At 41.0% G+C, this 20749-nt stretch carries 19 protein-coding genes; 6 read left to right on the forward strand and 13 right to left on the reverse strand.

Annotation, left to right across the window (positions count from 1 at the left end; genetic code table 11):
* The 6 genes from nusB to nrdR form a co-directional block, all read right to left on the reverse strand.
* Positions 1-432: a transcription antitermination factor NusB gene (gene nusB / locus GLIP_RS15980; RefSeq protein WP_008845707.1), complete on the reverse strand. Its 432-nt coding sequence runs from the start codon at positions 430-432 to the stop codon at positions 1-3.
* Between the two features lie 3 nt (positions 433-435).
* The gene (gene ribH / locus GLIP_RS15985) at positions 436-909 is read right to left on the reverse strand and encodes a 6,7-dimethyl-8-ribityllumazine synthase (protein WP_008845708.1); all 474 of its coding nucleotides are present in this window, start codon (positions 907-909) and stop codon (positions 436-438) included.
* Between the two features lie 120 nt (positions 910-1029).
* Positions 1030-2127: a bifunctional 3,4-dihydroxy-2-butanone-4-phosphate synthase/GTP cyclohydrolase II gene (gene ribBA / locus GLIP_RS15990; RefSeq protein ID WP_008845709.1), complete on the reverse strand. Its 1098-nt coding sequence runs from the start codon at positions 2125-2127 to the stop codon at positions 1030-1032.
* A gap of 47 nt (positions 2128-2174) precedes the next feature.
* The gene (locus GLIP_RS15995; RefSeq protein ID WP_008845710.1) at positions 2175-2837 is read right to left on the reverse strand and encodes a riboflavin synthase; all 663 of its coding nucleotides are present in this window, start codon (positions 2835-2837) and stop codon (positions 2175-2177) included.
* A 42-nt stretch (positions 2838-2879) separates the two neighbouring features.
* Positions 2880-3995 carry a bifunctional diaminohydroxyphosphoribosylaminopyrimidine deaminase/5-amino-6-(5-phosphoribosylamino)uracil reductase RibD gene (ribD, locus tag GLIP_RS16000; RefSeq protein ID WP_085949192.1) on the reverse strand — a complete coding sequence of 372 codons (1116 nt, stop codon included), beginning with the start codon at positions 3993-3995 and terminating at the stop codon, positions 2880-2882.
* A 36-nt stretch (positions 3996-4031) separates the two neighbouring features.
* Positions 4032-4487, reverse strand: a complete 456-nt coding sequence (nrdR, locus tag GLIP_RS16005; protein ID WP_008845712.1) for a transcriptional regulator NrdR — start codon at positions 4485-4487, stop codon at positions 4032-4034.
* Between the two features lie 68 nt (positions 4488-4555).
* Here nrdR and GLIP_RS16010 point away from each other — a divergent pair, with 68 nt between their 5' ends.
* Positions 4556-5032: a DUF6265 family protein gene (locus tag GLIP_RS16010; RefSeq protein ID WP_008845713.1), complete on the forward strand. Its 477-nt coding sequence runs from the start codon at positions 4556-4558 to the stop codon at positions 5030-5032.
* Positions 5033-5059: 27 nt separating this feature from the next.
* Here the strand turns inward: GLIP_RS16010 and GLIP_RS16015 are convergent, their stop codons facing one another.
* From GLIP_RS16015 to GLIP_RS16025, 3 genes are all read right to left on the reverse strand, one after another.
* Positions 5060-5461: a rhodanese-like domain-containing protein gene (locus tag GLIP_RS16015; RefSeq protein ID WP_008845714.1), complete on the reverse strand. Its 402-nt coding sequence runs from the start codon at positions 5459-5461 to the stop codon at positions 5060-5062.
* A 147-nt stretch (positions 5462-5608) separates the two neighbouring features.
* Positions 5609-6865 carry a serine hydroxymethyltransferase gene (glyA, locus tag GLIP_RS16020; protein WP_008845715.1) on the reverse strand — a complete coding sequence of 419 codons (1257 nt, stop codon included), beginning with the start codon at positions 6863-6865 and terminating at the stop codon, positions 5609-5611.
* 237 nt (positions 6866-7102) lie between these two features.
* On the reverse strand, positions 7103-8095 hold the full coding sequence (locus tag GLIP_RS16025; protein WP_008845716.1) for a Gfo/Idh/MocA family protein: 993 nt from the start codon (positions 8093-8095) through the stop codon (positions 7103-7105).
* A 213-nt stretch (positions 8096-8308) separates the two neighbouring features.
* Here GLIP_RS16025 and ettA point away from each other — a divergent pair, with 213 nt between their 5' ends.
* From ettA to GLIP_RS16040, 3 genes are all read left to right on the forward strand, one after another.
* On the forward strand, positions 8309-9976 hold the full coding sequence (gene ettA, locus GLIP_RS16030) for an energy-dependent translational throttle protein EttA (protein ID WP_040523260.1): 1668 nt from the start codon (positions 8309-8311) through the stop codon (positions 9974-9976).
* 95 nt (positions 9977-10071) lie between these two features.
* Positions 10072-10425: a PilZ domain-containing protein gene (locus GLIP_RS16035; protein WP_008845718.1), complete on the forward strand. Its 354-nt coding sequence runs from the start codon at positions 10072-10074 to the stop codon at positions 10423-10425.
* Between the two features lie 168 nt (positions 10426-10593).
* Positions 10594-11502, forward strand: coding sequence for a GGDEF domain-containing response regulator (locus GLIP_RS16040; RefSeq protein ID WP_226992238.1), 909 nt, complete (start codon positions 10594-10596; stop codon positions 11500-11502).
* Here GLIP_RS16040 and radA read toward each other — a convergent pair.
* Positions 11488-12852, reverse strand: coding sequence for a DNA repair protein RadA (gene radA / locus GLIP_RS16045; protein ID WP_008845720.1), 1365 nt, complete (start codon positions 12850-12852; stop codon positions 11488-11490). The two genes, GLIP_RS16040 and radA, sit on opposite strands and share 15 nt — an antisense overlap.
* A gap of 137 nt (positions 12853-12989) precedes the next feature.
* Here radA and GLIP_RS16050 point away from each other — a divergent pair, with 137 nt between their 5' ends.
* Complete coding sequence (locus tag GLIP_RS16050) at positions 12990-15497, forward strand: PilZ domain-containing protein (protein WP_008845721.1); 2508 nt, start codon at positions 12990-12992, stop codon at positions 15495-15497.
* A gap of 144 nt (positions 15498-15641) precedes the next feature.
* Positions 15642-16415 carry an inositol-1-monophosphatase gene (gene suhB, locus GLIP_RS16055; RefSeq protein ID WP_008845722.1) on the forward strand — a complete coding sequence of 258 codons (774 nt, stop codon included), beginning with the start codon at positions 15642-15644 and terminating at the stop codon, positions 16413-16415.
* Between the two features lie 112 nt (positions 16416-16527).
* Here the strand turns inward: suhB and GLIP_RS21520 are convergent, their stop codons facing one another.
* The 3 genes from GLIP_RS21520 to secD form a co-directional block, all read right to left on the reverse strand.
* Positions 16528-17673, reverse strand: a complete 1146-nt coding sequence (locus GLIP_RS21520; protein ID WP_052154998.1) for a GGDEF domain-containing protein — start codon at positions 17671-17673, stop codon at positions 16528-16530.
* A gap of 225 nt (positions 17674-17898) precedes the next feature.
* Positions 17899-18840 carry a protein translocase subunit SecF gene (secF, locus tag GLIP_RS16065; RefSeq protein WP_008845724.1) on the reverse strand — a complete coding sequence of 314 codons (942 nt, stop codon included), beginning with the start codon at positions 18838-18840 and terminating at the stop codon, positions 17899-17901.
* 8 nt (positions 18841-18848) lie between these two features.
* The gene (gene secD, locus GLIP_RS16070) at positions 18849-20693 is read right to left on the reverse strand and encodes a protein translocase subunit SecD (protein WP_008845725.1); all 1845 of its coding nucleotides are present in this window, start codon (positions 20691-20693) and stop codon (positions 18849-18851) included.
* Positions 20694-20749: the final 56 nt, after the last annotated feature.

A 20749-nucleotide genomic window follows, 5' to 3' on the forward strand; every position in this document is an offset into this window, starting at 1 on the left:
TTACTCTTTTGAAGATAATTCGTGTTTTCTAAGGGTTTTAATAGCTTTATCTAAAACGCCATTAATGAATTTGTGACTTTCTTCAGCCCCAAAGGATTTAGCCAACTCAATGGCTTCGTTGATAACGACCTTATAAGGGACATCAATCCGCGCGGTAAGTTCATAGGTTGCGATTCGAAGTATGGCTTTTTCAACCACATCAAGCTCTTCAGGTAAACGCCCTAGATAGGGTTTGATAGCTTTATCAAGATTTTCACTGTCTTTCACCACTTCGCGCAACAATTCTTGAAAATAAGCCATATCGACCTTTTCCATATTGTTACTCGTAGCGATACTCAACTCTATCTGTTCTACTGGGTTATTGCTCATTTGCCATGAGTAAACTGCTTGGACAGCAAGTTCTCTGGCTTTTCTGCGCGCAGCTGGCTTCACGTATTAAGCCTCTTCTATCTGAGCAATAACATTAACCATTTCAAGAGCACCCATAGCGGCGTCAGCACCTTTATTTCCAGCTTTAGTACCAGAGCGTTCTATCGCTTGTTCAATGCTATCTGTGGTGATAACCCCAAAAGAAACAGGAATCCCATATTCTAATGAAACTTGCGCTAACCCTTTGTTACATTCACCAGCAACAAAGTCAAAATGAGGCGTTCCACCACGGATAACAGCACCTAGGGCAATAATCGCATCGTACTTTTTTTGTTCCGCTAGTTTTTTAGCAACTATTGGCAACTCGTATGCGCCCGGTACTCTTACCAAGGTGATATCTTGATCACTGACTTCACCAACACGCTCTAACGTGTCAAGTGCACCATCAACCAAACTCTCAACAACAAAACTGTTAAAGCGAGATACAACCAGCGCAAATTTTTTACCTGTTGCGCGAACATTACCTTCGATGATATTCATGTTTGTGAAGCCCTATAAGAAAAACGGCGCGAATTGTAGCACAACACGCTTCAAACCCAAACGGATTAATCAAAAAACCCGCAAGGCATGATACCAATATTGTTTTTTAAGTATTTTGAATTAATACACGTAATCGACAACTTCTAATCCGTATCCCGATAACGCGTGATATTTCTTAGGTTTACTGATCAGACGCATCTTACGAACACCCAGTGTCGCCAAGATTTGACTGCCAACGCCAACCGTGCGCGAAGTGCCTTGGTACTTAGCCGAAGCAGGGCTATTACCCATATCTTCTGCTTCAAATTGTTTAACTTGGGTAATCAGGTCTTCCTGTTTTCCTAGCAACACTAAGACACCACCTTCGTCTGCGATTTTTTGCATGGCTTCAGGTAAGCCCATACTACGTTCAACTGAACGTTCAGAACCTAACAGATCATTAAATGTATTATGTAAATGTACTCTTACTAAGGTAGGTGAGTCGCCATTGATTTCGCCTTTGCACAAAGCAAAATGTATTTGATCATCGATGACATCTTTAAAGGTAATCAGATCAAATTCGCCATATCGTGTTGGTAATTTACAACTCGCAACTTTTTCTATGGTGGTTTCATTAAGATTACGATATTCAATTAAATCCGCGATAGTGCCAATCTTTAAATTATGTTTCTTGGCAAATTTTTCTAACTCCGGACGGCGAGCCATACTGCCATCTTCATTAAGGATCTCAACGATAACAGAAGCGGGTTCAGCACCTGCTAAACGCGCTAAGTCAACACCTGCTTCAGTATGTCCAGCACGATTTAGTACCCCACCTTCTTTAGCAATGAGGGGGAATATGTGACCCGGCTGTACGATATCTTCTGGTTGTGCATTTTTATTCACTGCGGCCAAAATCGTTTTGGCTCTATCGGCAGCAGAAATCCCAGTTGTTACACCACGAGCAGCTTCAATAGATACTGTAAAATTGGTCGAAAACTGCGCGCCGTTGTTATCCACCATCAATGGTAATTTCAAACGTTGGCAGCGCTGCGCTGTCATCGGCAAGCAAACTAATCCTCTAGCATGAGTAACCATAAAGTTAATCGCTTCGGGCGTGATATATTCTGCGGCCATAATTAAATCGCCTTCATTTTCACGGTCTTCGTCATCCATCAAGACAACCATTTTGCCTTGTTTGATGTCTTCGATTATTTCTTTAGTGCTGTGTAATGCCATTGTGTAGGATACTCTGTGTTTTGTATTTTTTAAGATAGGTATTTTGATTACTTCAAATAACCATTTTGTGCCAAAAATTGCAGATCTATGCCTTGCTTACTTTGGCTTTGCGCTGCTTTATCTCCCATTATAAGCCTTTCTAAATAACGGGCGATTAAATCTACTTCTAAATTTACCAAACTACCCACTTGGTATGTACCAATTATCGTTTCTTGCAACGTGTGAGGAATTAAGGTCAGCATAAACTTCGGGCCGTCAACATCGTTCACGGTTAAACTCACTCCATCAACAGTGATCGATCCCTTTTCGGAAATATATTTAGCTAAATCATCAGGCGCTTGAATCCAAATTTCTAACCAACGATCGATAGGATTAATTGCCACGATTTTACCGACACCATCTACATGTCCACTAACAATATGCCCACCAAAACGTGATGTGGCTTGCATTGCTTTTTCAAGGTTAACTTTGTTACCCACTGTGTAATTAGCAAAGCCTGAGCGTTTAATCGTTTCTGGTGAGACATCAACGCTGTAATGTTTGTCTGAAAAATCAACCACGGTTAAACACACGCCATTGGTGGCAATACTGTCGCCTAAAGCTACATCTGACATATCCAGTTTGTGTACATTAACGGTCAGCCGAATGTCATCCCCTTGGGGCTGCAATTTGGCGATTTGGCCGACGTCTTCAATTATTCCAGTAAACATGTTTTTAATTCCGGTTTTTGTAATGTTAAGGGTAACAAAATGCTATTTGAACTGTGCGACCATTTTAATATCGTCACCTACCATGCGAACACTCGACCATTGTAACATTTTCGCCTGCTGCATTTGTGTTAGCTCGTCCATTACAAATAAATTTTGACCTTTGTCCCCTATTAGTTTGGGCGCTTGATATAAAATCAATTCATCTACTAAATTTTGTTGTACTAATGCGCCGGCTAACATGCCACCCGCTTCTACCCAAACTTCATTCAACTGCTTTTTTGCTAAAGCAATTAACATTGCATTTAAATCAAGCTTATTACCCACACTAGCAACTTGAATTTGCTCAACAGAATCTCTTATCACTGGATTGTGAAGACGATTGAGCACCAATGTTTGTCCCTCTAGATCAAACATTTTTAAATTGTCTGTAAGTTGATTTTTGCCGTCTAAGATAACTCTTAAGGGTTGTCTAAGCTCCGATTCGTTAATTGACTTTTTAGCCTCACCCAATTCAGCGTAACGTACATTTAAACTAGGATTATCCGCCAGTACTGTGCCCGATCCGGAAAGAATAGCGCAGCTTTTTGCACGCTGAATTTGCACATCCGTGCGCGCGGCAGGGCTTGTAATCCATTGACTCGTGCCGTTAGCTAATGCTGTTTTGCCGTCTAAACTAGCGGCAAGTTTAACCGTCACCCAAGGAAGGCCCAAAGTCATTCTTTTAATGAATCCTCGATTAAGCTGCTGTGCCTGTTCGCGCATTAAACCATGAGATACGCTAATTCCATGCTCAGCTAAGCGCTTTAATCCATTACCAGAAACTGTAGGGTTGGGATCGACCATCGCGGCTACCACGCGTTTCACGCCAGCCTGAATTAATGCATCAGCACACGGAGGTGTTCTGCCAAAATGACTACATGGCTCTAAGGTAACGTATGCGGTAGCGCCTGAAGAGAGTGTTCCTGCTTGTGCTAATGCATGTACTTCCGCATGGGGAGTGCCTGCTTTATGATGCCATCCCTGCCCCAATATAACACCGTTATCATCAGCGATAACACAACCTACATTGGGGTTAGGCGAAGTCGTATATTGACCCTTTTTAGCTAATTTGAGCGCAATGCTCATCATTTGATGATCTAAAATCGAAAAGTTATACACCGACATTGATTACCAATTCCATAAAGTCTTGGTCTTTTAAGGCTTTTCGCCAAGTTTGGCAATTTCTTCGCCAAACTCACGAATATCTTCAAATGAACGATACACGGATGCAAAACGTACGTAGGCTACTTTATCCAACTCTTTAAGTGCGTCCATAATTAGGCTGCCTAAAAACTCACTGCTTATTTCGCGTTCGCCTGTGGCTCTCAATGAAGACTTCAACTGGCTAATACAATGCTCAACTTTTTCAGTGCTCACCGGACGCTTTTCTAAGGCTCTCAATAACCCTGCGCGTAACTTATCTTCATTGAACGGCTCTCTTGAGCCATCACGTTTAACGACTCTGGGCATGACTAATTCGGCTATTTCGAATGTAGTAAAGCGTTCATGACAAGTAGTACACTCGCGTCTTCGGCGTACCTGATGTCCCTCGGCCACAAGTCGAGAATCGATAACTTTGGTTTCTTGTTCAGCACAAAAAGGACAAAACATATTCAGTTATTCTTTTCACTATCCACTAATGGTGGCTAAACTAGCATAAAAAGGTCAAAAGGTGATATATGCAACGTTTAATTTCTCTCATTTCAGTAGCGATATTGGTGTTTTTTGGGCAATCAACCCTAAATACAGCAAAAGCGAGTTGTACCACGCTATCGCAATTAGATTGGATATTAGGAACCTGGCAAACACAACCCGATGGAAATACACAAGAAACTTGGTACAAAATAAGCGAAGACACGTTTTCTGGCATTGGAAGCAGTCGCAATAGCGCAGGAAAGTTACAACAACAAGAAAGTATGCGTCTGGTACAGATGCAAAGCGATTTATTCTATTTGGCCAAAGTAGGTCATAACAGTATGCCCATTCCTTTTAGAGTGACAAAATGCGCTGAAAATAGTGTTACTTTTGAAAACCCGACCCATGATTTTCCTAACAAACTGGTTTACATGCGGACTAAAAACAAAATGCATGTAGCGGTGTCAGGCTTCAATAACAAAGGTTTTGATGTGCACTACCAACTAGCAAGTCAAGACTAAACCTTAAATTTGAGGGTCGTTTCTCGATTACGTTTCTTGTGCGACCAATTCAAACCCTTCATCAAGCCACCCAGTGATGCCGCCGATCATTTTTTTAACTGGTCTTTCAAGTTCTGCTAATTTTAATGCCGCCTTGTCAGCGCCATTGCAATGAGGTCCTGCGCAGTACACTACAAATAAGGTATCAATTGGAAAATTCTGTAAACTTTCGACACTGATGTTTTTGTGAGGAAGGTTGATGGCATTAGGCAGATGCCCTTGATTAAATAGCAACGCATTTCTCACATCTAACAACACAAAGTCTTGTCGATTATTGCTAATGGCAAAGTGCGTATCCCAACAATCCGTTTCCAAGCTTAATAAACTAGCAAAATGACGTTTAGCTATCTGTGACGAAGCCGCAGCAACTCTCGAAACAACTGATGACATATGACACTCCAAATAAAGTAGAATATATATCTTATTGTTATCTAAAGTGAAAAGATCACAAAGTGGCTTGCGTGCCAATATTCGATGATTTTGAGACAAAAAAACCGCCTTAAAAGGCGGTTTTACGATTAAAAAACAGCGACAGATTTATCCGTAAACTGGGAACTTTTCACATAACGCGATAACTTCTTTTTTCACTTTCGCAATAGTGTCAGCACTTTCAATATCATCAAGCACGTCACATATCCAGCTAGCGACCTGTTTCGCTTCGGTTTCACCAAAACCGCGACGTGTAATCGCCGGTGATCCAATGCGCAATCCACTGGTTACGAAAGGTGAACGTGGATCATTTGGTACGGAATTTTTATTAACAGTAATATTGGCAGTACCTAACGCGGCATCCGCATCTTTTCCAGTAATATCTTTGTCAATTAAATCAAGCAAGAATAAGTGATTATCTGTGCCGTCAGATACGATCTTGTAACCGCGGTCTTGCATAACGCTAACCATTGCTTTGGCATTCTTCACAACTTGTTTTTGATATTCTTTAAACTCTGGCTCTAGGGCTTCTTTAAACGCCACTGCTTTTGCTGCAATGACGTGACATAGAGGACCACCTTGGTTTCCAGGAAACACTGAACTGTTAAGCTTTTTATAGATAGTTTCATCGCCACAAGCAGAAAGAATTAATCCGCCTCTTGGCCCGGCTAAAGTTTTGTGAGTGGTCGTGGTAACGACATGCGCATGTGGCAGTGGATTTGGATAAATTCCCGCGGCAACTAAGCCAGCCACATGAGCCATATCAACCAATAAGAATGCACCTACTTTGTCCGCAATCTCTCTAAATTTCTGCCAATCAACGATGCCCGAATAAGCCGAGAAACCACCAATAATCATTTTTGGCTTATGTTCCAGTGCTAATGCTTCAACCTGCTGCATATCAATTTCGCCGGTAGCTTCATCTAATCCATATTGAACGGCATTGTAGGTTTTACCAGAAAAATTAACGTGAGAGCCATGGGTCAAGTGACCACCATGCGCTAAGCTCATCCCTAACACTGTGTCACCGGCTTCAAGAAGTGCCATGAACGCAGCCGAGTTAGCTTGAGAACCTGAATGGGGTTGAACGTTTGCATAATCTGCACCGAATAATTGTTTGGCACGCTCAATCGCTAAATCTTCAGCAATGTCAACATACTCACAACCACCGTAATAACGCTTATGTGGATATCCTTCTGCGTATTTATTGGTTAATTGCGAACCTTGCGCTTCTAATACACGGGGACTACAGTAATTTTCAGATGCAATCAGTTCTATATGGTGCTCTTGGCGTTGAGTTTCTTTTACTATTGCATCGTATAACTCAGGGTCAAAATCAGCAATATTCATGTTACGTGTCAGCATGGTGTCTCCTCAACAACTTGGCACAGAATTCAGATGAAAACGGGTAAAAAATAACGTTTATTTCTACCAACGCAGGGATAAAAAATGAGCGCTTATTCTAGTCATTTTGACCGTTTTGTACATACTTTTCCCCAAAAATCATCAAAACCCTTAAGCATAAATTATAGCTGTTAGGTAATTACGCTAGCGATACTAAAAAGTATCCTTGTCAATGGCCCCCAAACAACAGAGTTTCATTTAGTCTACCGCTTCTATCGACTCTGGAAATTTCAAGTCAATCTGTTCGCGGATTGCATCCAGCGTTAACATTACATCGATGCTGTCTTGATGGTTCATCCTTGCATCGCATGAGCGTCCTAAATTGATTGATTCCATAGTGGATTCAATTTGATATTCAAAGCCATTGACTGGATGAGGAAAATCGATTGTTTCCACCAGTTTTTCTTGTTGATAAAGTTGCGCCTGATTTCCATTCCAGAAATAACCTGGGATTAAAATATAGCCTTCTTTACCGTGTATGGTCATGACGTTTGAGCATTGCGCCGCCATTGTGCAGGTAAATTGACTAATGACACCAGATGGGTACGTCATATTCACCATCGTATTGTGATCAATACCCACATCGTCTAACTTAGCCATTGCCTGAATGCTAGTAGGATACTCTTCCAATAAAAATTGGCTAATACTGACACTGTAGATCCCTAAATCTAACAGTGCGCCTCCGGCTAAATCTGGGCTGGTAAGGCGATGGTTTTGCAAATGCGAAAACGCAAATCCAATTTGTGATGTGATATATTGAATGTCACCAATTTGTTGTTGATCAACCCACTCTTTCACCTGAGTAAAGCATGGCATAAAGCGACTCCACATAGCTTCTTGGAAGACGCAGTTATTTTGTTCAGAAAGCGTAACCAGTTGTTTCGTTTGCTGTGCATTTACGGTCAATGGTTTTTCCATAAGTACATGTTTACCCGCTTGTAAACACGCCCTTGCATAAGGGAAATGGTGAGAATGAGGAGTTGCAATATAAATGACATCGATATTTTCATCGGCAATTAATGAATCATAATCTCCAAATACTACCGGCGCGCGATAACGGTCTGCAAACGCCTGTGCTCGCGTTATATCACGACTTGCCACTGCATATAATTTACCCTGCACAGAGTTTGCAAGAGCCGCTGCAAATTGATGCGCAATACCACCCGGTCCAATAATTCCCCAATTCAACATCGTTTTTCATCCTTATGTTTTTAGCTTCCTATTATTGTGCAGTGTATGCATCAAAATGCCAATCATGGGTAAAAATTAGCCATTGCTATTGATAGAAAAAACGAAAACTTTCACTTACAGCACCAACATTGAAGATAAAAAGATAACTTGAGCATTGGACTGTTAGCCCGACTGGATTACACTATTGGTTTTACACACCACTGATTTAATACAATGGCACAATACGTATATAGCATGCACAGAGTGGGGAAAATTGTCCCACCCAATAGACACATTCTTAAAAACATCTCTTTAAGTTTCTTCCCCGGCGCGAAAATTGGCGTCCTAGGTTTAAATGGAGCAGGTAAATCGACACTGCTTCGCATTATGGCTGGAATCGATAAAGACATTGAAGGTGAAGCCAGACCGCAACCCGAGTTGAAGATAGGTTATCTCCCTCAAGAGCCGCAATTAGATGAAAGTAAAGATGTGCGAGGTAATATTGAAGAAGCCGTAGCGGATGTTGCTCATGCTATTAAACGCTTGGATGAAGTTTACGCAGCATATGCTGAAGAAAATGCAGACTTTGATGCATTGGCCAAAGAACAGGGTGAATTAGAAGCGATTATTCAATCCAAAGACGGGCATAACTTAGAAAATGCATTGGAAAGAGCTGCTGATGCACTACGTTTACCTCCTTGGGATGCGGATGTTAGCAAGCTATCAGGAGGGGAACGCCGCCGTGTGGCTCTATGTCGTTTACTACTTGAAAAGCCTGACATGTTATTGCTTGATGAGCCCACCAACCACTTGGACGCAGAATCAGTCGCTTGGTTAGAACGCTTCTTACACGATTATGAAGGAACTGTGGTAGCCATCACCCATGATCGCTACTTCCTAGATAATGTTGCCGGCTGGATATTAGAGCTAGACCGTGGCCAAGGCATACCTTGGGAAGGTAACTACTCTTCGTGGCTTGAGCAGAAAGATCAACGTCTAGCACAAGAAGAACGCACCGAAAGCGCACGTCAAAAGTCCATAAAACAAGAATTGGAATGGGTGCGTACCAATCCTAAAGGGCGACAGGCAAAAAGTAAGGCTCGGATGGCCCGTTTTGATGAATTGACCACCGGCGATTATCAAAAGCGTAACGAAACCAATGAACTGTTTATTCCGCCTGGAGAACGCTTAGGTGATAAAGTTATTGAAGTGAATGGTTTATCAAAATCTTATGGCGATCGACTACTTATTGATAATCTTTCTTTTAGTGTGCCCAAAGGGGCAATTGTTGGCATTATTGGTCCCAACGGTGCAGGTAAATCGACATTGTTCCGTATGCTAACGGGTCAGGAACAACCGGATTCAGGTGAAATTGTATTAGGCGATACGGTGCAATTAGCAAGCGTAGAGCAATTTCGTGACCACATGGATGAAAAAAATACCGTCTACAAAGAGATATCCGATGATTCAGATATCATTCGCATCGGCAATTTTGAACTCAATAGCCGTGCTTATTGCAGTCGATTTAACTTTAAAGGTACGGATCAACAAAAATTCATAAAAGATCTTTCTGGTGGTGAACGTAACCGCGTACATCTTGCGAAACTTCTAAAAGCCGGCGGAAACGTGTTATTGCTGGATGAGCCGACCAATGACCTTGACGTAGAAACGCTACGAGCTCTGGAAAATGCTATTTTAGAATTTCCTGGCTGTGCCATGGTGATATCTCATGACCGCTGGTTTCTCGACAGAGTAGCCACGCACATCATGGATTACCGTGATGAAGGAAAAATTAATTTCTATGAAGGTAATTATACCGATTACGAAGCATGGCTAAAAGATACCTTAGGCGAAGATGTGGTTGAACCTCACAGGTTAAAGTATAAAAAAATTAGCAAGTAATTAAGCATGCTAATTGCTGAAATATAAAACTAAGGCGCAATTGCGCCTTTTTTATGCTTAACTATAATAATCTAGGGAAATGTAGAGGGATTAAAGTGGAAAAGCGTCAGTTCAATCGCGTTGATTTTTCTTCGCCAGCTATGTTGCTACAACAAAATCAACATTGGCAAACTTCCATCATTGATATATCACTCAACGGTGCGCTCATCGCTTATCCAGACGAATTTAACGGTAATCTCGACCTCGAATTTGAGCTTGATATTGAATTTGAAGGGGCGAATCGCGCTATCATTGTTTTCGGTGAGATAGTCCATAGTGCTAATCATTGCCTTGGCTTCCATATAAAATGTATGGACATTGAAAGTATTTCCGAATTACGCCGATTGGTAGAATTAAACCTTGGGGATAGTTCGTTATTAAAAAGAGATTTTGCTTCATTAGTTTCTTAAAATTGAATAGCAAAAGCTAAATCCCCTGTCTATTCTAGAACTATTAAACAAAGTACCAATCCAAGTTAATTGCAACACAATAAAAGTCCGAAAAGGTAGTCAACAGGAGTAGTCGTTATTCGTAGCACTTAAGAAAGTTTATTCGAGAATGATAACGCGTTAATTTTAATAGTAGAAGACGAGCCTATCAGTGCATTGATAGTAGCAAAGGCGTTTTCGGAAAATTTTATTACGCATCACGTTTCCTCAGGACAATCCGCATTAGAGTTTTGTAAAGTTAAGCTCCCAGATATTATTTTGATGGATATTAATATGCCTGTGATGGACGGTTTAACGGCGTGCAAAAAGCTCAAAAGCCAGGAAAATACACAAGATATCCCAATTATTTTTATCAGCTCTCATGACTCTCCTGAAGCCGAAGATGAATGCTGGGAAGCTGGATGTACCGATTTTATAACTAAACCTTATTCAGTAACGACATTGAGACACCGAGTCAACTCACATTTAGCAGCTAAACTGATGGCCGATAAACTAAGACGTTTGGCCACCATAGATGGTTTAACAGAAGTTCAAAACCGGCATTATTTTGACGATTTCTTACGCAAACAAATGAAATTAAGTGTGCGTATGGAGCACCAAATTGGGTTACTTCTCATCGATATCGACCATTTTAAACTATACAACGATACCTACGGTCACACTAAAGGTGACGAATGTTTGCGAATTATTGCAGGTGAAATAGAAAAAACTTTAAAACGTCCCACGGATTGTTTGGCACGATATGGTGGCGAAGAATTTGCGGTGGTTTTACCACACACTGATATTGACGGCGTAACACATATGGCTGAAAACATGCTGAAGGCAATTCGCAACCTAAATGTACCGCATAAATTATCTAATCTAAGTCGCGTAACCATTAGTATTGGGGGCATATGCATGCTGCCAAACAAAATTACACAAACCGAATTAATTGATCTTGCTGATCAGAATTTATACGAGGCTAAAAACGCTGGCCGAGACACTTTCGTCGTCAAATATACGACAAAAGCGCTTCAGATAGTCTCAAAGCGCTTCTAATGCTTCAGATAGTCTCGCAACAGCCACCACTTCAATACCTGGAATCGCCTGTTTAGGCTTATTACCTTTGGGCACAATAGCTCGTTTAAAGCCATGCTTAGCGGCCTCCTGAATACGCTCAGTACCATTGGGTACGGGACGAATTTCGCCAGCTAAACCCACTTCGCCAAACGCAATTAACTCTCTGGGTAACGTTTGATTTCGAAAGCTAGATATCATTGCCATTAACAATGCCAAATCTACACTTGTCTCGGAAACGCGTACTCCGCCTACAACATTAACAAAGACATCCTGATCATTCATTTGCACGTTACCATGACGATGCAACACGGCCAGCAACATAGCCAAGCGATTGGCTTCTGTTCCCACTGCTATGCGACGCGGATTGGCCATTTGCGAATAATCCACTAATGCTTGAATTTCAACTAAAAGCGGGCGTGTTCCTTCCCAAATAACCATCACAATACTGCCAGGAGACTGCTGTTCTTCGCGGCTCAAAAAGATCGCGGACGGATTGCTCACTTCTTTTAAGCCTTTATCGGTCATTGCAAACACGCCCAGCTCATTTACTGCACCGAAGCGATTTTTATTCCCTCTTAGGGTGCGGTATCTACTATCGCTTTCTCCTTCAAGCATCATCGAACAATCGATACAGTGCTCAAGCACTTTAGGACCCGCTAAGTTTCCTTCCTTGGTCACATGACCAACTAAAAACATAGCAATGTGGTGTTGCTTCGCAAAGCGCGTTAAAAATGCTGCACTTTCACGAACTTGCGAGACACTACCTGGTGCTGATTGAATATCAGAAACATGCATGACTTGAATAGAGTCAATCACCATAATATCTGGTTTGTGTACTAATGCGAGCTCGCAAATGGTTTCGACATTGGTTTCAGCAAGCACTTTTAATTGAGATGTGGGTAAGCCTAAACGTTGAGCTCGCATAGCGACTTGCTGCAACGATTCTTCGCCAGTTACGTACAGAGCATTGCGGCCTTGTGCCAAATGACACATGACTTGCAACAATAAAGTACTTTTACCCGCACCAGGAGAACCACCGATCAGCATAGCGGCTCCGGGCACCACTCCACCACCTAGAACGCGGTCGAGCTCTTTGAATCCTGCACTGAACCGCGGAAGTGCCTGTAAATCAATTTTATCTAAGGTTTCTACCTTAGCTTGTGTTTGACCAGCGTATCCTTTTAGATTGCGCTCTGGAGAATGTTTATCTGAACTAAGTACGACTTCTGAAATAGTATTCCATGCCTGACAATCGTTACATTGTCCTTGCCAGCGAGGAAACTCTGCTCCACAATCAGTACATACGAAAGCAATTTTGCGTTTAGCCATAAGTTGTTGAACTACATTAATTTAAGGCTTGTTGAAATACTCAACTAAGCCGATAAGTTGGGATCAAAGGTTATTCATTCGTTGCCGATAACAGAATATCATAACCACGCCCTAACCATAGCGAACATTTGATTGGCATGAGTCAAGATTTAGAAGAATACCAAGAAATTATAGAACAGCTAAAACCTATGATAAATGAACCTGAATTTAATCAGGTTCTTTCGCAGGTTGCTTCTAATGTGCCAAAACAGAAACGCTTCTTAATTAAAATGGAGTTAAAAAGACTGTCTCGCCCTTGCCTGCGCTTAATTGATTTAAGAGGTCAGGTCGCCGGCGATTGCAGAGAATATACCTATCAAGGTAAATCACACTTTCTCGACGACACAGCTATCGATGTATTTGAAAGGCAGGTGCGCCTATTTGGTGAATACACCATGGGTGTCTATGAAGCCGTTAAAAATACTGAAAATAGTTATCGAATCATTTACCAAAAGCAGCGTGAGGAAGCCGAAAAAGAAGGACTTGAAGTAGAAGAACGTAAGCCGCACCATGCGCCTGTGTTACGTTTTGGTGAGTATGCTAAGCGCAGTGAAGAACGCATGAATTTTGCGGTCAACATTGAATTATTTACAGATTTAAATAAAAGTATTCAAGCAACAACTATCGATGTTTCGGTCAGTGGTTTAAAAGTAAAACTAGCGAATGAACATTTATTTAAGGTGGGAGAACGAATTACGGTTCAATTCCGCGGACTCGAAGGTGAATATTCAATTGATCGCAAAGCCGGTGTCGGCTACAACATTGTTGATGTTGAAAGCAGCAAACGCGAACAACGTATATCGTTACAGAAAAACGATGAACATGCGCATCATTCATTTGACGATTTTTTCGAAAAGTTTATCCATGGCAACAAACGTCGATACAAAGTCAACATGGACAATACCCTCACTGCAATAAAGTTAAAAACCTACGAACAGTACTTTATTCCTAACGTCACCTCAGTGCCGGTTTATATCGAAAAACTGAACAATGTCTACATTCCTAAATATGCGCTGATTAATGACAGTAATAAAGATCCACTTTATTACTGGAGTGACGAAATATTTGAATTGCGCTTAGGTTACGTATTGGGACACCAGCGTATCGAGCGCATGTTAAGCTTACCTGAGAACAGCCAAGAAACCGTGGTGTACTCGTTCACCCATGTCAAAGACGACAAAATTTATTTCTATTCGGCTTCTCAAGAAGAGTTGTTTGAACGTCCGGATTTAATGAAAGTATTTTTAGGCTACGGCGGTAGAAAAGCGAGTTGGCGCGTATTTAAACTGCAAATTACCGATGTAGATATTAATCAAGCACATATGCCTCTATCCCTGCCTGACTCCGTGAGTGGTGCGGTAAAACGGCAAAATCATCCACCTGCTCCTAGATTAATGTCGCGGATAAAAAATGTCAGACACATTGCGCTTTTAACCGACATTACCGATGATGTTGGCACGCAAATATACGAACGAATTCCAATTCGTCGTGGTGAAATTTCGCAACTCAAAGTGTTTGGTCACCCACGTAATAAATTGCCACCCACAGTGCAAATGTTTCGTTTCAAATACCACAATCAACGTAAAGAAACCCGTTATCAGTTGCGTACTAAAGTGTTGTTAAATTTTGGTGATATGGTGATTGAGGGAAGCAGTGAAGATGTCTCAACTCGAGGCATGCGTATCGAGCTAAACGACTTTTTTCACGGCGAAGAACAAGATTTGGTTAAACTCAGTTTTCCGCTATTACAAAATGTGACCAAAAAATATGAACTAACCAACCTGCCATATAAAGTGAAAGGCATTTCGTACGACCGAAACGTCCTTCATTTACAAGCTGTTGTGGATTCGGCAAACAAAACAGCACAACGCTTTTTTGATGAACTTATCCGTAACAACCGCAGTAAATTAAAAGCTTACAAGGAAGAAGAAGAGATTCCTGGTATTGGCGCAGCACTTCGAAATATGTACGCTAGAAATGTGATCAATACAGCATTCTTTATTCGCAAAGAAGGGATCGAATTTCTACCAGATGCAATTGTGACCAGCAACCCTAATAGCCGCCTAAACAACTTATTGGCCTATGATGCTGAAAGTGGTCAATACAATATGCATTTCTTGTATTCTACCTATGGCGTCGAACTCGACTTTATTCAATACACCCTTAAAAAAATCAAAACCAATAAAAAACCTTTAATGCGAGAAATATTTATCGCATTTGATCCCAGTCGTGAGTTTATTGATGAAGCGATAAAAAGTCGGTTTGCAGATCAGTTTCACGGCGACAAAGAACGTAAGAACTTTATAAATCAAGCACGACAAGCTGGCCAGTTTATCGCAGTTAAAGTCTTTTTAGCGAGGGCTGGTCGTCCCGATATCGAACGTTTGCAATCGGAAATCAGTTATGTGGGTATTTACGCTATTCATCGGGCTAAAGTGCTGGAAGAACAGCTGTGGAATATTATTGGCGTAGGGGATTTAATTGATGTCACTGATGAGGTCTTGATTAGACACCATTTCAGCCAACAACAGATTCTTGATAATCAACAAACACCGGCTTATCACAAAGTTAATTCCGCCAAAATCGAAAACCTACTTAAGGCATAAAGCTATTTTTCAGATTGTCGTAAGAATAGAATTTTATTGCATCTGAACGTGAAAATGGTAGACTGCGCGGCGAAATTTTGTGCAGCGTTATGACTTGTTTGAGTTAACGTTGCTCGTCCGTTCTTTTAAAATTGGTGGTAAACTATGCATCCTATGCTGAATATTGCGGTGCGCGCTGCTCGCGCTGCTGGAAATGTGATAACTCGTGGATTTGAAAATCGCAATGATTTGTTGCTAGAAAAAAAAGGTGAAAACGACTTTGTTACTAAAATAGACAAAGAAGCCGAAAAAGTCATTATTGACAAAATTCAGCAATCATATCCAGATCACACGTTTTTAGGCGAAGAAGGCGGTATAGTCCAAGGCAATGATGAATTTAAATGGATCATTGATCCCCTTGATGGCACCACTAATTTTATTAAAGGCATCCCACACTTTGCAGTTTCCATCGCACTTATGCACAAAGGTCGAATAGATCAAGCCGTCGTATTTGATCCGATTCGTGGTGAGTTGTTTACCGCAAGCAAAGGCGCAGGTGCACAACTTAACGGTTTTAGAATCCGTACTGGCAAAGCTAAAGATTTAGCTAATACAGTACTTGCTACAGCCTTTCCGTTCAAAGCTAAAGAAACAGCAGAGGACAGCGTAGCTCGGTTTAGCAATATATTTAAACAGTGCGGGGACGTTCGTCGTTGTGGCTCAGCTGCTTTAGATTTAGCTTATGTTGCCGCAGGTCGTTATGATGGCTATTGGGAACGTGGAATAAAACCATGGGATATCGCTGCTGGAGAGCTTTTAGTACGTGAGTCTGGTGGTTTGGTCACCGACTTTAAAGGCGGCAATGACCCTTTGGATAAAGGGGAAATTGTGGCAGGTAACCCGCGTGTAGTTCAATCACTTGTAAAACATTTAAAATAAAGTCTATTGAGCTAACGCTATGACGAGTAACTTGACGATATAAAATGCCTCACAAAACATGTGTGACCGCTTTACAAGAAGCGGTCATTTTCCTGCAGTCATAAGCATAAAATCACAGGCATACCACTTGATTAAATCCATTGGATTTAGCTTGTTTCAATGCTAAATCGGCTTTAATCAGACTCGTATCTATATCGATAAATTCATTAATACTCGTCACCCCAAAACTAGCTGTAAATTTAACCGACTGGTTTTCAACTTTTACTAATATACTTTCAATTTGTTCACGCATTCTTTCTGCAATCAAGGCTGCGCCCACCGCCCGGGTTTGCGGTAATAAAACTACAAACTCTTTATTGCCTAATCTGGCCAAAAAGTCTTCCTTTCGTGTTTGTGTTCTGATGACATCAGCCACTTTTACAATCACATTGTCTCCTGTGAAGTAGCCAAAATTATTCTTAATATCATCAAACTTATCGATATCAATAATGATGAGACTAATCGGAAATTCATGACGTTCAGCGGCACTCAAAAATCGTGCAGATTCCTCTTTAAAAAATCGACGATTATATAGCCCGGTGAGTAAATCTTGGCTTTCAGTGTTACGAAGATAATTTGCTCTATCCACAAGCACGGTAAAAAGCAGGGCACCGAATAACAAGTAAGAGACTATATTCTGCCCTAGCAAAAATAGGTTTAAATACCCCATTGGCGAGGTCGACCATGTATAGAATAAAGGAACTAATAGAAGTTGCATTAACGCAACCCCAATGGCTATATTCAACAGTTTTGGAGTGGTTATTGCGGAGATATATCGCAATAAAAGGCTTAATGCATACAGTAAAACAGCTGCTAGATTGATGTAGAACAAAAACAATCGTAACAAGAAAAATTCAGGATAAAGATAACTCGCGCTCACCTGCGCAATAATCAAAATACAAATATGAAAGATAACTAATTTATTGTTAAATTTTTTAGCGTTTTTATTTCGCCAATTCAGACCATATGCAATGCAATACGCCGCAGTTAAAGCAAACCCGTTTGTGGCAGCAACTGACAATTCTAGCGGAATTGCAATTCTAGCAGCAAAAAACACGTAGCCAATGCTTGAAAACAAAAAGTAGCTTCTAAAATAAAACAGAGATGTAATATGATAGCGATCACTATCTTTAGGTACTAAAAAGAGAATGATGTAAGCAATACCGCTATGCATCAATAAAAGGGAAACTAAAATAATAAAAGTTAAATTACTTTCCAAAATTCGTTACTCTGATTACTTGAATCCTTTAAAAGCTTAGTCTACTTTTCCATCAAATTACATTTTTATTAGTCCTAACCTTTTGATTTAAGGTTATTTTTTTAACCTAGCTAGACTTATTGATGTTCAATTCAGATTAAAGTAAAACCGCTAAAAAGTAGGAAGTAATTGATCTTTAAGCAATAAAAAACCGGGAAAACCCGGTTTTTTGCTTTTACAGATAATTTACGGAAGGGGATCTAAATCTGCACCTTCTTTTTCTACGACCGTCGGCATTAAATCTTCACGACTTATACCCAGCAACAAAGCAACTAAGCTCGCAACATAAATCGATGAATAGGTACCAATAACAACACCAAATAATAAAGCTGTGGCAAATCCATGTATTAATGCCCCACCCTTATAGAATAGCGCCATCAGTACCAAGATCGTTGTTAACGAGGTAATTATTGTTCTATTCAACGTCTGAGTAAGCGAAGTATTAATAATCTCAACAGGCTCACCCTTGCGCATTTTGCGGAAATTTTCACGGATTCGGTCAGATACAACAATAGTATCGTTTAGTGAGTAACCGATGACCGCTAATACCGCTGCCAATACTGTTAGATCAAATTCAATTTGTAGAATCGAAAATAATCCCAGAGTCAAAATGACGTCGTGTGCTAGCGCGATAACAGAGCCAAGTGCAAAACGCCATTCAAAGCGCATAGCTACGTAAATGAGGATACAAATTAACGCAACTAACATCGCTAATCCGCCTTGCTCAGTAAGTTCTTCCCCTACATTCGGGCCAACAAACTCGATACGACGCATATCAACGTTTTCGCCAGATGCTCGCAGAGTACTAAGCACTTGGTCTCCCACTTCTTGCGCTTTAACACCATCACGGGGTGCGAGTCGAATTAGCACATCTTCGCTACTACCAAAATTTTGTACAATAGCATCACCAAAATTGGCAGCTTCGAGTTGCGTTCGAATTTGGTCAAGTTGCGCAGGCTTTTCGTAGCCTACTTCGATTAACGTACCACCGGTGAAGTCTAATCCCCAGTTTAACTGGTTAACACCTAAAGAAACTAGAGCACCAATAATCAATAATCCTGACAAAAGCATGGCAGGTATACGCATCGACATAAAGTTGACACTTTCTTTTAATTTAAAAAATCTCATGTCAGCTCCTAAATCGACAGTTTCTGAAGACGTCTACCACCCCAAACACCGTTTACAATCACACGGGTTAGAATAATCGCGGTAAACATCGATGTGGCTATACCTATCATCAGGGTGATAGAGAACCCTTTTATCGGGCCAGTACCAATTGCGAACAAAATAAGCGCCGCGATAAAAGTGGTGATGTTGGCATCTAAAATAGTAGAGAATGCACTGTCGTAACCGTGATGAATGGCTTGCTGAGGACTTCGACTATCACGTAACTCTTCGCGAATCCGTTCAAATATGAGTACGTTAGCATCTACTGCCATACCCACAGTTAGTACAATTCCCGCCATTCCCGGTAACGTTAAGGTTGCCCCTGGGATCATCGACATCACACCCACAATCATCACCAAGTTAGCAGCTAGTGCAACATTGGCAACTAAGCCGAATGCTTTGTAATAAAACAGCATGAAGGCGAGTACCAAGACAAAGCCCCATATAATCGCTTGCATACCTAAATCAATATTTTCTTGACCAAGACTTGGACCCACTGTGCGCTCTTCAACAATTGTAATTGGAGCGATTAGTGCACCTGCTCGCAATAATAACGATAAGTCTCTGGCTTCTTTAGGGGAATCCAAACCAGTAATCTCAAAGCGACTACCTAGTTGAGCACGGATAGTGGCAACACTCACTACTTCGCGTTCTGGAACAAAAATGAGTTTTCCTTTTTCATTTTTCTCACCGGTGGTTTTGTATTCAATAAATACGGTTGCCATAGGTTTACCAATATTGCCTTTGGTTGCCAAAGACATTTTGCTACCACCAGCAGAGTCTAATGAAATAGAAACTTTTGGCATGCCGTATTCATCCACACCTGCATTCGCATCAATGATATGGCTTCCTTCGAGCATGACTTTTTTCTGTAAAAGTTGAGGTACGCCTTGTTGATCTTCTACAATTTCAGAACCTGGAGGAATACGCCCGTTTAGCGCATCTCGGATATCATGTTCTTGATCCAACATTTTAAACTCTAATGTTGCTGTTGCATTTAGAATTTCTTTAGCGCGGGCAGTGTCTTGAATACCAGGCAACTGTACGACGATACGATCAGCACCTTGACGCTGAATCACAGGTTCAGCTACACCCAACTGATTCACCCTATTCCGCATGATGGTAATATTTTGTTTTACTGCGTAATCACGGATTTCAGATAATTTTTGCTCAGACATATTAGCAACTAAAATCAGATCACCTTGATCTACCAAGGTTATATCGCGATTTCTATTGCGTAAGAAAAATTCTGCTTTATCTAGGGTTTCCTGATCGCGGAACCGCACATGCACTGATTCACCGACAATACTTACCCGTGAATAACGAATTTTCTCTTCACGAAGCGATGTTTTAAAATCCCCCTCCATGTCAGTTAGTGATTTGGTGATAACCGAGTTCATATCCACTTCCATTAGAAAGTGAACACCGCCACGTAAGTCCAAACCTAATTTCATAGGTGTACCGCCCAGATTATCTAACCATTCGGGAGTATCTGGCGCTAAATTCATGGCCACGGTATAGTCTTTACCGAGTGATTTGGCTAACGTTTCGTTAGCTAGTCGCTGTGCACTATCATCTTTAAGACGAACAAGAATTTGTTCATTTTCTAATACAATCGACTTTTTATCGATACCCGCATCAGCCAATTCTTGATTGACTCGGTCCACCAATGGCAGATCTAATACTGCGTCACGGCCGGCAGAAATCTGCACTGCGTAATCTTCACCATACAGATTGGGAGAAGCGTAAAGAGCACAAACGGCAACCACCATCAATACTAATATGTACTTCCACAAAGGAGTTTTATTTAACACTTGTCTTTCCTTAACTACATAAATGAAAAAGGCAAACTTATGTTTGCCAGTTTCAA

Origin of the sequence: Aliiglaciecola lipolytica E3 (assembly GCF_000314975.1) — a bacterium.
GTDB classification, from domain to species: Bacteria; Pseudomonadota; Gammaproteobacteria; order Enterobacterales; family Alteromonadaceae; genus Aliiglaciecola; species Aliiglaciecola lipolytica.